16 protein-coding genes are annotated in these 14761 nt (G+C 71.1%); 6 read left to right on the top strand and 10 right to left on the bottom strand.

Annotated features, from left to right (window positions below; all coding sequences use genetic code 11):
• Window positions 1-9: 9 nt before the first annotated feature.
• From tsaB to ACIBI9_RS11525, 10 genes are all read right to left on the bottom strand, one after another.
• Entirely contained in the window at window positions 10-654 is a 645-nt protein-coding gene (gene tsaB, locus ACIBI9_RS11570; RefSeq protein ID WP_397221895.1) for a tRNA (adenosine(37)-N6)-threonylcarbamoyltransferase complex dimerization subunit type 1 TsaB, read from the bottom strand.
• Between the two features lie 43 nt (window positions 655-697).
• Complete coding sequence (locus ACIBI9_RS11565) at window positions 698-1627, bottom strand: aminoglycoside phosphotransferase family protein (RefSeq protein WP_397221894.1); 930 nt, start codon at window positions 1625-1627, stop codon at window positions 698-700.
• Window positions 1628-1672: 45 nt separating this feature from the next.
• On the bottom strand, window positions 1673-2209 hold the full coding sequence (locus ACIBI9_RS11560) for a class F sortase (RefSeq protein ID WP_397221893.1): 537 nt from the start codon (window positions 2207-2209) through the stop codon (window positions 1673-1675).
• 2 nt (window positions 2210-2211) lie between these two features.
• On the bottom strand, window positions 2212-2895 hold the full coding sequence (locus ACIBI9_RS11555; protein ID WP_397221892.1) for a hypothetical protein: 684 nt from the start codon (window positions 2893-2895) through the stop codon (window positions 2212-2214).
• A 168-nt stretch (window positions 2896-3063) separates the two neighbouring features.
• Entirely contained in the window at window positions 3064-3522 is a 459-nt protein-coding gene (tsaE, locus tag ACIBI9_RS11550; protein ID WP_397221891.1) for a tRNA (adenosine(37)-N6)-threonylcarbamoyltransferase complex ATPase subunit type 1 TsaE, read from the bottom strand.
• On the bottom strand, window positions 3519-4571 hold the full coding sequence (locus ACIBI9_RS11545) for an alpha/beta fold hydrolase (protein ID WP_397221890.1): 1053 nt from the start codon (window positions 4569-4571) through the stop codon (window positions 3519-3521). The genes tsaE and ACIBI9_RS11545 overlap by 4 nt, the downstream gene beginning before the upstream one ends.
• Window positions 4572-4616: 45 nt before the next feature.
• Window positions 4617-5750 carry an alanine racemase gene (gene alr, locus ACIBI9_RS11540; protein ID WP_397221889.1) on the bottom strand — a complete coding sequence of 378 codons (1134 nt, stop codon included), beginning with the start codon at window positions 5748-5750 and terminating at the stop codon, window positions 4617-4619.
• Window positions 5751-5832: 82 nt separating this feature from the next.
• A complete protein-coding gene (locus ACIBI9_RS11535; RefSeq protein WP_397221888.1) occupies window positions 5833-7290 on the bottom strand; it encodes an NAD(P)H-hydrate dehydratase in 1458 nt (485 codons plus the stop codon).
• A 9-nt stretch (window positions 7291-7299) separates the two neighbouring features.
• Window positions 7300-7650 (bottom strand): holo-ACP synthase, encoded by a 351-nt coding sequence (locus tag ACIBI9_RS11530; RefSeq protein WP_364835411.1) that lies wholly within the window; start codon window positions 7648-7650, stop codon window positions 7300-7302.
• 13 nt (window positions 7651-7663) lie between these two features.
• The gene (locus tag ACIBI9_RS11525) at window positions 7664-9070 is read right to left on the bottom strand and encodes an alkaline phosphatase PhoX (protein ID WP_397221887.1); all 1407 of its coding nucleotides are present in this window, start codon (window positions 9068-9070) and stop codon (window positions 7664-7666) included.
• Between the two features lie 195 nt (window positions 9071-9265).
• On the opposite strand from ACIBI9_RS11525, the gene coaA reads away from it, so the two are divergent.
• From coaA to ACIBI9_RS11495, 6 genes are all read left to right on the top strand, one after another.
• Window positions 9266-10168 (top strand): type I pantothenate kinase, encoded by a 903-nt coding sequence (coaA, locus tag ACIBI9_RS11520; protein ID WP_397222587.1) that lies wholly within the window; start codon window positions 9266-9268, stop codon window positions 10166-10168.
• A 170-nt stretch (window positions 10169-10338) separates the two neighbouring features.
• Complete coding sequence (locus ACIBI9_RS11515) at window positions 10339-11265, top strand: DUF389 domain-containing protein (RefSeq protein ID WP_397221886.1); 927 nt, start codon at window positions 10339-10341, stop codon at window positions 11263-11265.
• 40 nt (window positions 11266-11305) lie between these two features.
• Window positions 11306-12214, top strand: a complete 909-nt coding sequence (locus ACIBI9_RS11510) for an ABC transporter ATP-binding protein (protein WP_397221885.1) — start codon at window positions 11306-11308, stop codon at window positions 12212-12214.
• Window positions 12207-13064, top strand: coding sequence for an ABC transporter permease (locus tag ACIBI9_RS11505; RefSeq protein ID WP_397221884.1), 858 nt, complete (start codon window positions 12207-12209; stop codon window positions 13062-13064). Before ACIBI9_RS11510 ends, ACIBI9_RS11505 begins: the two co-directional genes overlap by 8 nt.
• Window positions 13061-13975, top strand: a complete 915-nt coding sequence (locus ACIBI9_RS11500; protein ID WP_397221883.1) for an ABC transporter ATP-binding protein — start codon at window positions 13061-13063, stop codon at window positions 13973-13975. The genes ACIBI9_RS11505 and ACIBI9_RS11500 overlap by 4 nt, the downstream gene beginning before the upstream one ends.
• Before the next feature lie 22 nt (window positions 13976-13997).
• Window positions 13998-14714, top strand: a complete 717-nt coding sequence (locus ACIBI9_RS11495; protein WP_397221882.1) for an ABC transporter permease subunit — start codon at window positions 13998-14000, stop codon at window positions 14712-14714.
• Window positions 14715-14761: the final 47 nt, after the last annotated feature.

Genomic DNA, 14761 nt, shown 5'->3' with positions numbered 1-14761 from the left:
GCCGGAGTTTCACGCCGTCACCCGCTTGGGCGCCCCGGGCACGACGGCGTCGGGTCTGCGCAGGTAGATCGGGCGGGGCGGGTCGAGCGGCGTGCCCTGGGCGAGCCGCTCGGCCGCGAGCGCGGCCAGGGCCCCGGCGTAGGGGTACGGGGGCGCGTCGCTCTCGCCGAGGATCTCGGCGTAGAGGCCGGCGCCGGCGCCCACGACCGGCAGCCCGTCCACGGGCACGTCGGCGGGCCGGTCGACGAAGGGGCCGTCGAGCCTGGTGCGCATGTCGGCGTAGCGCGCCCAGAACACCTCTTTGCGCCGCGCGTCGGTGGCCACCAGGAACGGCTCGGCGAGCCCGCTGCCGTAGGCGACGGCGTCGAGCGTGCAGATGCCGTACGCGGGGACGCCCACCGTGGTGGCGAGCCCCTGCGCGGTCATCAGCCCGACGCGCAGCCCGGTGTAGGGGCCGGGGCCGCTGCCCGCCACGATGGCGGTCACGTCGCGCAGCGCCGCGCCCGCCTCGTCCAGCACGCGTTCGATGGTGGGGATGAGCAGCTCGCCGTGACGCCGGGCGTCGATCGTCGTGTGCTCGGCGAGCACCCGTCCACCGTCGTGGAGCGCAGCGGTGACGGCGGGTGTCGCGGTATCAAAGGCCAGGACCAGCACGGCTGTCTAGCCTACCCGCCGTACGGCCCGCCGCCTCCAAAAGTCAAGACCAGCCCGTACGACGCTTGAGCCAGTCGAGCGCGACCACCCCTTGCGCCCGCTGGAACGCCCTGACCGTGGGCAGTCCCGGCGGGTCCGGCAGGCGGCCGTGGCGGACGAAGTAGCCGCAGAGCCCGGCGACGAACGCGGTCACCGCGGGGTCGGGATCGGTGAACAGCTCGTGCGGCATGGGGCCGCCCTGCATGCCGACCGAGGGCAGCATGGCCACCAGATCGACCCAGGGCGCGCCCACGCAGGCCCACGGCCAGTCGACGACGTAGACGCGCTCGCCGCTGAGCAGGATGTTGTCGGCCCGCAGGTCCCCGTGGACCAGGGTGTCGCCCGCCGCCCCCTCGGCCCAGCCGGACTCGAGCTCGGCCAGCTCGCCGAGGTGGCGCAGCGCCCACGGGTCGAGCCCGTCCGTGTCCTCCTCCAGCAGGCGGTGCCAGCCGCGGAACGACGGGTCGAGAGTCTCGGCCACGGGCGGCGCGGCGATCGGGGTGGGGGTGAGCTCGGCCGACATCCGCCTGATGGCGCCGAGCACCCGGTCGAGCTGGTCGCGCCGCCACGGCAGCTCGGGATGCTCGCCCTCGACATCCTCGAAGACCAGGGCGACCCAGCCCTCCAGTTCGAAGCCGGTCAGCAGCCTGGGCGCGGGCACCGACTCCGGCAGCGCGGCGGCGATCTCCAGCTCGGCGCGGTAGAGGCGGACGCTGTCGGCGTTCGGCTCGGGGCCGACGGCCTTGACGAAGGCGCGCCTGCCGTTCTCCGCGCGCAGGCGGACCGCGGCCGCCGGGGAGAAGCCGCCGGACTGGGTGACCGCCTCGGCCACGCGCGCCCCGAGGAAGTCCTCGACCGCCGCGCGCACCTGCGGATGCACATCGCCCCAGGGCAGGCGCACGCCGGACGCGGACGGGCTGGTGTTCGCACTCACGCGTCCATGATCCTGGGTGAGGGGAAGGGGCCCGCAAACCGTTTTTCAGGCGCGGGAGGCGTACACGATGATGTTGTCCAGGTATTCACCCGTGGCGTAGTCGAACTTGCCGCCGCAGGTGACCAGCTTGAGGCCGTCCTCCAGGTACACGCGCCTGGTGGGGAAGCTGTCCTTGTGCACCTGCTCGACATGGTCGACCTTGAAGCTCACGACCTTGCCGTCGCTGCGCTCGACCTTGACGGTCTCGCCCTTGCGTAACTGCCTGAGCTTGTAGAACACGGCGGGGGCCGTCTTGGTGTCGACGTGGCCGATGATCACCGAGGCGCCCTTCTCGCCGGGCACGGCGCTGCCGGTGTACCAGCCGGCCACCTTCGGCTTCTCGTACGGGGGCAGCTCGACCTCGCCGTCCTTCGACAACCCGAGCTTCATGAGCGGCGCGTCGACGTCGATCGAGGGGATGTCGATGCTCTCGGGCACGATCGACGCGGTGGGCGTGGTGCCGGTCTGCATGCTCTTGCCGAACGCGACCAGCAGCAGGCCCGTGGCGGCGCCGGCGAGCACCACCCGTCCAGGGCGGGCCATCGCTACGCCTTGCGGCGCTTGACCGCGAAACCGATGCCCGCGACCAGGGCGAGGCCGACCAGCACGCCCGCGGGGCCGATCGGGATCGAGGAGTCGTCGCTCGCGTCCATCCCGTACGTGCCCCCGCCGCCCGCCTTGGGCGCCTTGCTCGGCACGGTGGACGGCACGGCCTCGGCCGCGGCGACCCTGAGGGTGGCCCGGCCCATGTCGTTGGTGCCGTCGCACTTGACGTCGACCCGGTAGGAGCCGCGTCGGACCGTTCCCGAGACCTGCGCCTCGCCACGCACCCAGGGCGAGCCGTTGGCGGGCGTGGCGGTCACGGTGGGGGTCGCCGAGGCCCCGGCGACGGGGTTGAGCACGACGCCGTTGACGAACGCGCGCGAGGTGCCGGTGCCGGTGTGCGCCGGGCCGCCGGTCGGCACGGGGCAGTTGGCCAGGATCCACACCTTGGAGGTCTCGCCCGCGGTGACGCGGTCGGGGTTGAGCTGGACCGAGATGGTCTGCCTGGTGGTCGTGGTCGTGGGCCGCGGGCTGCTCGTGGCGGTGGTGGTCGGGGCGGCCGTGCCGCTGGCTGTGGGGGTGGGCGTCGCCGTGCCTGTTGGATTTGTCTCGGCGGAGGCCGTGCAGCCGGTCAGACCGACCATGACGATGGCTCCCGCGTACGCGACTCGCCTGACCCTGAGCACCGGCCGCACCCCACTTTGCCGTCGTACCACCCAGCATCCATCAGAAATATGGATGTCGCCCCTCCTGATACCCAGAAAATCTGGGCCAATCCCTGACCAACGATCATGATTTATGTCTTTGGCCTGGTACGTCAAGGGTGCCAGTATTGCCGAAAATTGACGGCTGTTTTAGCCTTCCAGCGGCTCAGACGGCGTGTCGGCCCATCGCGGACCCACGCCGCGCATGGTGACAATGCGGGCCTCCTCGCCCGCCTCACGGTCGATGTGGATCTCCAGCCGGTCGTCGGCCAGCCCCTCGACCAGCCCCTCGCCCCACTCCACGACGGTGACGGAGTCTTCGAGCGAGGCGTCCAGGTCGAGGTCGTCGACCTCCAGGTTGCCGCCGAGCCGGTAGGCGTCCGCGTGCACGAGCGGCGGCCCCTGGCGCAGCGAGGGATGCACCCGGGCGATCACGAACGTGGGCGAGGTGATCGGGCCGCGTACTTTGAGCCCTTCGGCGATGCCCTGCACGAGCGTGGTCTTGCCGGCGCCGAGCGCGCCCGACAGCACGAGCAGGTCTCCGGCGCGCAGCAGCCCGGCCAGGCGGGCGCCGTACGCGCGCATGTCCTCGGCGGTCGCGAGCCTCACTGCATCTCCACCCTCTTGATCAGGTCGCGCAGCGCGTCGTTGACGACGCCAGGACGCTCCAGCTGGATGAGGTGGGACGTGTCGGGCACCTCGGTGAGCTGCGCCTTGGGCAGCGCGGCGGCGATGGCCTTGCTGTGGTCGGGCGGGGTGAGCCAGTCGCGCTCGCCCACCATGATCGCGGTGGGCACCGGGTCGAGGACGTCGAGCGCGGAGAGCTTGTCGTGGTTCATCAGCGCCGGGTAGAAGTCGGCGACCACCTCGGTCGGCGTGGCCCTGATCATCGACTCGGCGAAGTCGACCACGGTCGGGCTGACGTTCTTGGAGTCGCCGAAGCCCATGTATCGGGTCATCAGGAACGCGATGTCGCTGCCCGCGCGGCGGGTGCGGTCGACCAGGGCGCCGCCCTTGCCCAGGATCGAGACCGTGGAGGGGGCGATCTTGTGCACCGCCTTGGACACCATCGCGGGCAGACCCAGCGTGAGCTCGGCCAGCTTGCCCGCCGAGGTCGCGATGAGCGCCACGCCGCGGATCTTGTCCGCGAACAGCTCGGGGTGGCTGTCGGCCAGCGCCATGATCGTCATGCCGCCCATGGAGTGGCCGACCAGCACGCACGGGCCCGGCACGAACCGCTCGATCACCTCGGCGAGGTCGGCGCCCAGCCGGTCGATCGTGCTGTCGTCGGCGCCCGAGCGCTGAGAGCGCCCGTGCGAGCGCTGGTCCCACAGCACCATGCGGTAGTTTTCGCGCAGGTCCTTGCGCTGGTAGTGCCAGGACTCCAGGCTGAGGCAGTAGCCGTGGCAGAACACGACGGTCAGCTCGGCGTCGTCGGGCCCGTCGATCTCGACGTGCAGCGCTTTCCCGTCTGAGGTGATGAGCGTGCGTTCCCTGCCCCGCAGCTCGCCGAACGGCTCGCTGGCCTCGGTGTCGGGGCGCAACCTGATCCGGCCGACCGCGTACCGCTTGGCCAGCGCCGCCGCCGCGACGCCGGCGGAAGCCGCACCGACGAGCGCGCCGGCGATGCCTACCCTGCGCCGTGTTGTCGTCGTCATCTCCCCGATCCTTCTCCGCTCATGCCCGCCGCGAAGTGCCCGTCGTCACTCCGAGCGCCTGTGCTCGTAGACCCGCGGCACGCGCGACCCGATCCTGGTCACGATCTCATGCGTGATCGTGCCGAGATTATCCGCCCACTCCTGAACGGTCGGCTCGCCCCCGTCACCGGGCCCGAACAGCACGACCTCGTCGCCCGCCGACAGGGGGTCGTCGCCCATGTCGATCATGAACTGGTCCATGCACACCCGGCCCGCGATCGGTCTGCGCCGCCCGCCGGCCAGCACCTCGGCGCGCCCCGTCGCGTGCCTGAGGATCCCGTCGGCGTATCCGAGCGGCACGAGGCCGAGCGTGGTCTCGCGGTCGGTGACGTACAGGTGAGCGTATGACACGCCCGAGCCCTCCGGAACCCGCTTGACCAGCCCGGCCTGCGCCACGAGCGTCATCGCCGGCCTGAGCCCGAAGTCGCCCAGCTCGGGGATGGGGCTCAGGCCGTACATCGCGATGCCGGGCCTCACCAGGTCGTAGCGGGCCTCTGGAAGCGTCACGGTGGCCGCGGAGTTGGCGAGGTGTCTGATCACGTGGGAGCCCGCCGCGCCGGCCCGCTCGGCCAGCTTCAGCGCCGTCCTGTACGCCTCCTGCTGCTGCTCGATCGACGGGTGGCCGGGGATGTCGGCACAGGCGAAGTGGGACCAGAGCCCGACGATCTCGACGACGCCCTCGGCCTGGAGCTTCAGCGCCCCGTCGAGGAGCCCCTGCCAGGCGGCCAGCGGCGAGCCGCCCCTGCTCATGCCGGTGTCGGCCTCCAGGTGCAACCTGGCCGTGCGCCCCGTGCGGCGGGCGGCGGCCTCGATCTCGCCGAGCAGCCCCGCGTCGGAGGCCGACAGCTCGATGTCCTTGTCGAGGGCCTCGTCCAGCGGCTCGCCCGGGGTGATGAGCCACGACAGGATCGGCGCGGTCACCCCGCCCGCGCGCAGCTCGAGCGCCTCCCGGACGAACGCGGTGCCCAGCCGGCTCGCTCCTCCCTCGATCACGGCCTCGGACGCCGGCACCAGGCCGTGCCCGTACGCGTCGGCCTTGACGGCGCCCATCAGCTCCGCGCCGCCGGCCCGCTCCTTGAGCAGGGCCACGTTGTGCCTGATCGCGGCCAGATCGACCCGCGCCTGCGCCGGTGTGGCCATCGAGGAGTACATCCTTCTAGTGTGGCAGCTCACCCGGGTGGTCGAGCGCGATTTCCGCCCCCGCCCCTGCGACCCGCCGCCCCTACGACGAGCGGCCTTCGCCGGTCACCGCGCGGATGGCCTCCGGCACCGCCGCGGCCACGTCGGCCGCGGTCAGCGGCGCGCCGTCGGCGGCCCGCCGCCCGGCGAGCCCGTGCAGGAAGGCCCCGCAGGACGCCGCGTCGTAGCAGCTCAGCCCCTGGGCAAGCAGCGCCCCGGCGATCCCCGCCAGGACGTCGCCGGTCCCCCCGGTGGCCAGCCAGGACGTGCCCGTGACGTTCACCCGGACCGGCCGCGACTCCTCGGCCACCACCGTGGTGGAGCCCTTGAGCAGCACGGTCACGCCCAGCTCGGCCGAGGCCCGGCGGACGTGTTCCAGCCGGGCGGCCTCGATGACGTCCCGGTCGGCGCGGATGAGCCGCGCCAGCTCCCCCGCGTGCGGCGTGATCAGGACGGGCGCCGGCCGCCGCAGCAGCCCGCGGTCCCTGGCCACCAGCGTCAGCGCGTCGGCGTCGATCAGCACGGGCACGTTGGACGCCAGCACCTGGGCGGCCACCTCCTGCGCCCAGTCCCCGGTGCCCAGCCCGGGCCCGAGCACCCACGCCTGCACGCGGCCCACGTCGTCGATGGAGGGCCGGTCCAGCTCGGTGACCACCGCCTCCGGCCAGTGCGCGCGCACCTGCGCGACAGGGGCGCCGGGGCCCGCGTACCGCACCATGCCGGCCCCCGCCCGCAACGCGCCGCCCACGGCCAGCACGGCGGCGCCGGTGAACAGGTCGCTCCCCGCGGCGACGCCGAGGACACCCCTGCGGTACTTGTCGGACTCGTTGCCGGGCCGCGGCAGCAGCACGTCCACGTCTCCGCCGGTCAGCGCCGCGACGTCGGGATCGGGCAGATAGGCCCCGAGCCCGATGTCCACCAGCTCCACCGTCCCCGCGTACTCGGCACCGGGATCGACGAGCAGGCCCGTCTTGTACGCCCCCATGGTCACGGTCACCCGGGCCCGCACCGCCGGGCCCTCCACCCGGCCGCTGCTCGCGTCCACGCCGCTCGGCACGTCCACCGCGACGATCGGCCCGCGGGCCGAGTTCGCCTCCTCGACGAGCGCCCGGTACGGCTCCCGCAGCGCCCCTGAGGCCCCGATCCCGACGAGCCCGTCGATGATCAGGTCCGCGCGCTCCAGGGCGTCACGCCCGACGACCCGCCCGCCGGCCTGCCTGAGCGCGGCGAGCCCGGCCTCGTGCGTCTTGGACCCGGCCAGGATGGCGCCCACCCACGCCCCGCGCCTGGCCAGCCGCTCGCCCGCGTAGAGCGCGTCCCCGCCGTTGTCGCCGCTGCCGACGAGAAGCACGACGCGTTTCCCGTACACCCTGCCCAAGAGGTCGGCGCAGACGGCGGCGAGCCCGATGGCGGCCCGCTGCATGAGCGTGCCCTCGGGCAGCCGCGCCATCAGCTCGTGCTCGGCGCCCCGGATCTGGTCGGCGGTGTAGGCGGTGTTCATGATCCGAAGCTATCCCTCCGCGATCACATAGGCCACGGCCACGCCCGCGTCGTGGCTGAGCGAGACGTGCCAGCGCTTGACCCCGAGGTCGTAGGCGACCTCCGCGGCCTTGCCGGTGATCCGCAGCTCGGGCTTGCCACGCTCGTCGCGGCGCACCTCGGCCTCCAGGTGGGCCAGCCCCCTGGGCGCGCCGAGCGCCTTGGCCACGGCCTCCTTGGCGGCGAACCTGGCGGCCAGCGACCGTACCGGCAGCTCTATCTCGGCCTCGGTGAACAGCCGCTCCTTGAGCTGCGGCGTGCGCTCCAGCGCCGCCTCGAAGCGGTCGATGTCCACGACGTCAACGCCGATGCCAAGGATCATCACCCCAGCGTACTCAGAACAGCCCGCGCTCCCACGGACCCCAGATCGCGAATGACCTGCCCTGTTTCGCCTGGACGTTGACGTACAGGGTGTGGCCGCCGGGCCCGAACGTCGAGCCCGCGAACTCCGCCCCCGGGTCGTCGGAGATCGGCTCCAGGCGGCAGAAGTCGAAGATCTCCCCCGACTTCGTGAGCCCGCGCAGGTAGTTGTCGCCGTCGCCGTCCTCGCACAGCACGAGCGTGCCGCGCCGGCTGGCCGTCACGTTGTCGGGCAGGTCGAGCACCGACGAGCGCGGCGACTCGTAGGCGAGCCTGAGCCGTCCGCTCCAGGTCTCGTACGCCCACACCTGCCCCCGCCCCTTGCCGAACCCGGAGGGCGGCGTGTCGCCGGGCGCGGTGGCCCCGCCCTGGGTGGAGACGAAGTACACGACCCCCTGGTGGAAGACGGCCCCCTCCAGCCGGGAGAAGACGGCCGCGCCGGCCGCGCGCCCCTGCCTGCCCACGGCCTGGACGGCGTCGTCGTAGGCGGGCCTGCCGGTGAAGGTCGGGTCGGGGTCCTCGATGTCCACCCAGACGGTCTGGTACGCGGCCCCGGGCTGCTGACCCACGGACAGGTCCTTGCGCTTGGCGCCCTTGACGGCCAGCATCTGCAGCCGCCCGCCGTCGAGCAGCCGCCCGGCCTGGACGGGGTGCTTCGGCGGCAGGTAGCGGTAGAAGCCGGAGGGGAAGGAGAAGTTGTCCTCGGTCATGTAGAGCGCGCCCGTGGAGGGGTCGAAGGCCACCGACTCGTGCGGGAACCGGCCGGCCGACTTGATCGGCCTGGCGGTGGCGGCGCGGTTGACCGGCACCTCGAAGATGTAGCCGTGCTTGCGCGTGAGCTTGGAGTTGTCGCCGCCGGAGAAGTCGTCGGCCACGTCGGGGCCGTTGACCGTCTCCTCGCAGCTCACCCAGGCCCGCCACGCCATGGGGCCGCCCGAGCAGTTCATCATGGTGCCGTTGAGTGAGGGGGCGGCCTGGATCACCTCTCCGTAGCGCGTGACGCGCAGCGTGGAGGTGCCGCCCCCGGCCATCGGGTCGTACGCCTTGGCCTTGTCGCCGAACGCGCCGACGGGCCCGTTGACCTCGTGGTTGCGGATCAGGATCGCGCTGTCCTTGGGGCCGGAGAACGCCGCCATGCCGTCGTGCCTGCCCGGCACGGCCGACCCGTCGCTGAACTTCTCGCCGGCGGCGCTGAAGGAGCGATATTTGAACCCCTCGGGCAGGTGCAGCCGCACCTTCCCGTCACGCAGGTCGGGCACGGGCTTCAGCCGCCCGTAACCCCCCTGCACCGGCTTCACGCCCCCTTGCGCTCCCGCGCACGCGACCCCGGCGAAGGGACCCGCGACGGCGATCACGTTCGTGATGAAGCGACGACGGTCCATGAGACCTCCCAGCCCTGCACAGTAGCCGCCGACATATGTTCATACGCGTGATTCGGCAAGACGGATCTTCATTCCCCGAACTGAGTCTCGGTAATCCCACGGCTTTATCCACAGGCTGTGGATCTCGCCTGCGCGTACCCGGCCATGATCCGGTTTGCCGCTCATCGCTACGCTGCCTAGGTGAACAACGGCTACGTGGAACTGAGCAGGGAGCAGTGGAGCGAGCTCCGCAAGAACACGCCCTTGACTCTCACCGCAGACGAGCTGGAAGAGCTTCGCGGCGTCGACGACCCCATCGATCTCACTGAAGTCACGGACATCTACCTCCCCCTGACCCGGCTGCTGAACCTGCACTTCACCGGGTCCAAGCAGCGCAGCAGCGTGCTGAGCGCGTTCCTCGGGCACCCCGAGCAGCGCGTGCCGTACATCCTGGGCATCGCGGGCAGCGTCGCGGTCGGCAAGTCGACGACGGCGCGGCTCCTGCACACCCTGCTGGCCCGCTGGCCCGAGCACCCGCACGTGGAGCTGATCACCACCGACAGCTTCCTCTACCCGAACGCGGTGCTGGAGTCCAAGGGGATCATGCATCGCAAAGGCTTCCCGGAGAGCTATGACCGCAGGGCGCTGGTCAGGTTCGTGGCGGAGGTGAAGGCCGGGGCGGCGGAGGCGCGCGCGCCGATCTACAGCCACCTGGAGTACGACATCGTCCCCGGCGCACACCAAGTCGTGAAAAGTCCGGATATCTTGATCATCGAAGGGCTCAACGTCCTCCAGCCGGCCCCACCCACGTCCCTCGCGGTCAACGACTACTTCGACTTCTCCATCTACGTGGACGCCAAGGTCGAGGACATCCGCACCTGGTACGTCGACCGCTTCCACAAACTCCGCCGCACCGCCTTCGAGGACCCGAAGTCGTACTTCCGCCACATCGCGGAGCTCTCGTACGACGAGGCCACGACCTTCGCGGTCAACGTCTGGCGCGACATCAACGAGCGCAACCTCGTCGAGAACATCGCCCCCACCAGGGGCCGCGCCGACCTCGTGCTCAAGAAGGGCGCCGACCACTCGGTACGGCGGGTACGGCTCCGCCAGACCTGAACACCTCCTCGAACAGGTAACGGGCGAACCTGCCCCCGCACTCCTGGTCGTCCACCGCGGCGAACCAGCACTCCTCGTCATGATCGTGACACCGGTATCGGATCATGCGCGTCAACCTCTCGCACATGTGTCAAAACGCCATCAACGTCCGATAGACGACAATGGCCTCTGTGCTACATCTGCGACTGATCAGCCCTGCCGCGCGGACCAACGAGGTGACGGCGGTGTTGGAGGACTGCCCAGGCGTCACCAACATCGTCGTCCTGCCGGGCGCGGCCCGAGAGCCAGTGGGCGACGTGATCCTCTGCGACGCGGCGCGCGAGTCGGCCAACGAGGTGCTGAACAAGCTCAAGTGGCTGGAGACCGAGGGCTCCATCGCGATCGAGCAGGTCGATCTGTCGCTGTCCAGGGTCGCCACCGACGCGATCGAGGAGGCGCCCGGCGAGCCGGACGACGCCGTGGTCTGGGAGGAACTCGCGCACAGGGTGCACGCCGACTCCCGCATGACGTGGGCGTACCTGGCCTTCCTGGCCATCGCCACGCAGCTCGCGGGCATCGGCATCCTGCAGAACTCCCCCATCCTGATCGTCGGCGCGATGGTGCTCGGGCCGGAGTTCGGCGCGGTCGTGGCCATCTGCTTCGGGCTGCTGCGCGGCAGGTGGCATCTGGTCACCGCGGCGCTGAAGACGCTGGTCGTCGGGTTCGCGGTGGCGATCGCGATCACCTTCGCCTGCGCGCTCGTCTCGAACTGGCTCGGCTGGATCGACGCCGGCCACCTCATCCGGAACGAGGAGGTCCAGTTCATCGTCAAGCCGGACCGGTGGTCGTTCATCGTGGCGCTGCTCGCGGGCGCGGCCGGGGTGCTGTCGGTCACGGCGGCCAAGTCGTCGGCCCTGGTCGGCGTCTTCATCTCGGTCACCACCGTGCCCGCGGCCGGCTACGTGGCCGTCGCGCTGGCGCTGGGCGACTGGAAGGAGGTCTCCGGCTCGGTCTCGCAGCTCGCGGTCAACATCCTCGGCATGGTCATCGCGGGCACGGCCACGCTGCTGGTCCAGCGGAAATTCTGGCCTCAAGTAGGACAGCGTTCATCCGTCTGAACGAGGCGGCGGCCCCGGCCCGCCGGGTACGGTCGGGCACATGCACATCCTCGCCACCGAGGGGCTGACCAAACGCTTCCCCACCGTCACCGCGGTCGACCAGCTCACGGTCACCGTGGGGCCCGGCGTCACCGGTCTGGTGGGGGCGAACGGCGCGGGCAAGTCGACGCTGATCAAGATCCTGCTCGGCCTGCTGCCGCCCACCGGCGGCGCGGCCAGGGTGCTCGATCTGGACGTGACCGCGCAGGGCGCCGAGATCCGCCGGCTCGTCGGTTACATGCCCGAGCACGAATGCCTCCCGCCCGACGTCTCCGCCACCGAGCTGGTCGTCCACCTCGCACAGATGTCCGGCCTGCCGCGCACCGCCGCCCGCGAGCGCGCCGCCGACGTGCTGCGCCACGTGGGCCTGGCCGAAGAGCGCTACCGTGCCGTCGGGGGCTACTCCACGGGCATGAAGCAGCGCGTCAAGCTGGCCCAGGCCCTCGTGCACGACCCCAAGCTGATCTTCCTGGACGAGCCCACCAACGGCCTCGACCCGCGCGGCCGCGACGAGATGCTGACGCTGATCAGGCGCATCGGCACCGAGTTCGGCATCAGCGTGCTGGTCACCTCCCACCTGCTGGGCGAGCTGGAGCGCATCTGCGACCACGTGATCGTCATCGACTCCGGGCGGCTGCTGCGCTCGTCCGCGATCGGCGAGTTCACCCAGGCCACGCAGACCGTCACGGTCGAGGTCGAGGAGGGGCTGGAGCCGCTGGCCGCCCGGCTGACCGAGGCCGGCCAGACCGTCTCGCAGCAGGGCCGCCTGCTGGTGGTCAAGGTCCTCGGGCCCGAGACGTACGACGCGATCCGGGACGCCGCCGTCGAGCTGGACCTCTGCCTCATCCGCCTCGAACAGGGACGTCACCGCATCGAGGACGTCTTCAGGGAGGAGGTGGCGGGTGTCTGAGATCTACGACATCGGCTACCGCCACTACGACGGGCCCCGGCTCGGCCGCGCCTACGCGACCCGGGCGCTGACCGTCCACAGCCTGCGCGGCATCTTCGGCCTCGGGCGCACGGCGCGCAGCAAGATCATGCCGTTCTCCCTCTTCGTCATCATGCTCCTGCCGGCGATCGTGGCCGTCGCGACGATGGCCCTGGCCCAGCAGCGCATCCTCCCCTACAGCGGCTTCGCCGTCATCATGCAGGCCGTCGTCGCGGTCTTCCTGGCCGCGCAGGCGCCCACCGTGGTCGCGCCCGACCTGCGCTACCGCGTGCTGCCGCTCTACCTGTCGCGGCCCGTCTCGGTCGCCGAGTACGTGGGCGCCAAGGTCACGGCGATGACGGCGGCGCTGTTCCTGCTGGTGGCGGTGCCCCTGACGTTGATCTACGCCGGCGAGCTGGTGGTGGACATGCCCGGGCCGCCGGCCACCGGCGAATACCTCGGCTCCGTCCTCATGGCCCTGGTGCTGGCCCTGCTGCTGTCGTCGTTCGGGCTGGCGCTGGCCTCGTTCACGCCACGGCGCGGGCTCGGGGTGGCCTCCGTGATCGCCGTCTACCTGCTGTCGTCGGCGTCGGTCCCGTTGATCTACGGGTCCCTGTACGCCTCGGGCAACGAGGCCGCGGCCTCCTGGGCCTGGCTGGCCAACCCGTTCTGGCTGGTGGACTCCGTACAGTCCTGGTTGTTCGGCACGCCGCCGCACGCCATCGAGAGCGGCTACCCGAGCGGCCCCGCCTCGGCCGCGGTCCTCGTGGTGCTGGTGGCGCTCGCCCTGGGCGCCCTCGCGCTGCGTTACAGGAAGGCGGCCTCGCGGTGAAGATCGAGCTGTCTCAAGTTTCCCGCTGGTACGGCAACGTGGTGGCGGTCAACGACGTCACCATGACGATCGGCCCCGGCGTCACGGGCCTGCTCGGCCCCAACGGGGCGGGCAAGTCCACACTCCTGCACATGATGGCGGGCTTCCTGGCGCCCTCCAGCGGGTCGGTGACGCTGGACGGCCAGCAGGTCTGGAAGAACCACCACATTTACCGAAATATCGGCCTAGTCCCGGAACGGGAGGGCGTGTATGGCTTCCTCACCGGCTGGCAGTTCGTCCTCTCGGCCGCCCGCCTCCACGGGCTGAGCGACCCGGTCGAGGCGGCCCGCAAGGCCCTGGCCACGGTGGAGATGGAGGAGCCCAAGGACCGGCGCGTGGAGACGTACTCCAAGGGCATGCGCCAGCGCGTCAAGGTGGCCGCGGCGCTCGTCCACGACCCGCCAGTGCTCCTGCTCGACGAGCCGTTCAACGGCATGGACCCCCGCCAGCGCCTGCACCTCATGGACCTGATCCGCACCATGGGCACGGCGGGCAAGACGATCCTGTTCAGCTCCCACATCCTGGAGGAGGTCGAACGGGTCGCCCAGCACATCGAGGTCCTGGTGGCGGGCCGGCACGCGGCGTCGGGCAACTTCCGCGAGATCCGGCGCCTGATGACCGACAGGCCCCACCTGTTCGTGATCCGTTCGAGCGACGACAGGAAGCTCGCCGCCGCCCTCATCCGCGACCACTCGACGGGCGGCATCACCCTCCGTCCCGACGGCCTGGAGGTCCAGGCCGACGAGTTCCGCCGCTTCGCCTGGCTCCTCCCCCGGGTGGCCCAGGCGGAGGGCGTACACCTGCACCAGGTCTCCCCGGCGGACGAGGACCTGGAGAGCGTCTTCTCCTACCTCATCACCAGGAGCACCTGATGAATCCGCGAGGGAGCGCCGAATGAACACTGTTGTCGCGGGCATCACTTACCGGGCCCTGCTCGGGCGGCGGCGCATCATCCTGCTCCTGCTGCTCCCGCTCGCCCTGATCGGGCTGGCCGTGCTCTTCCGCGTGCTCGGCGGAGGCGACCAGAGCGCGGCCGTGGAACTGATGCAGAAGTTCGCCATCAGCACCATGCTCCCGTTGCTGGGCCTGATCGCCGGCACGGGCGTCATCGCCCCGGAGATCGACGACGGCACGATCATCCACCTGATGTCGAAGCCGATCTCCCGCCCGGTCATCATCCAGACGAAGTTCCTGGTGGCGGCCTCGCTGATGGCCCTGTTCGGCGCCGTGCCCACTTATGTGGCGGCCTGGATCCTGGCCGGCAACGAGGACGGCATCGCCCCGGGCTTCGCCCTGGGAGCCCTGGTGGCCGGCATCGCGTACGCCGCCGTCTTCCTCCTGCTGGGCGTCGTCACCCGGCACGCGGTCACGATCGGCATCATCTACGCCCTCGTCTGGGAGAGCGTGGTGGGCAACTTCATCCAGGGCGCCCGCAAGTTCTCGATCCAGCAGTGGGGCCAGACGATAGCCAAGCAGATCTCCGACTCGGCCTTCGTCCAGGCGGACGTCGCCCTGAGCTTCGCCGCACCGGCCCTGATCGTCGTCACGGTGGTCGGCGTCTTCTGGGCGGGGCAGCGGCTGCGGGTCTTCTCGCTCACCGGGGACGAATGAACGAACGGCCCGCGGGGGTCAACCCCCGCGGGCCGTTCGAACAGTCG

The sequence above is a fragment of the Nonomuraea sp. NPDC050451 genome (assembly GCF_044458585.1).
This window is presented reverse-complemented; position numbering and strand designations above follow the sequence as displayed.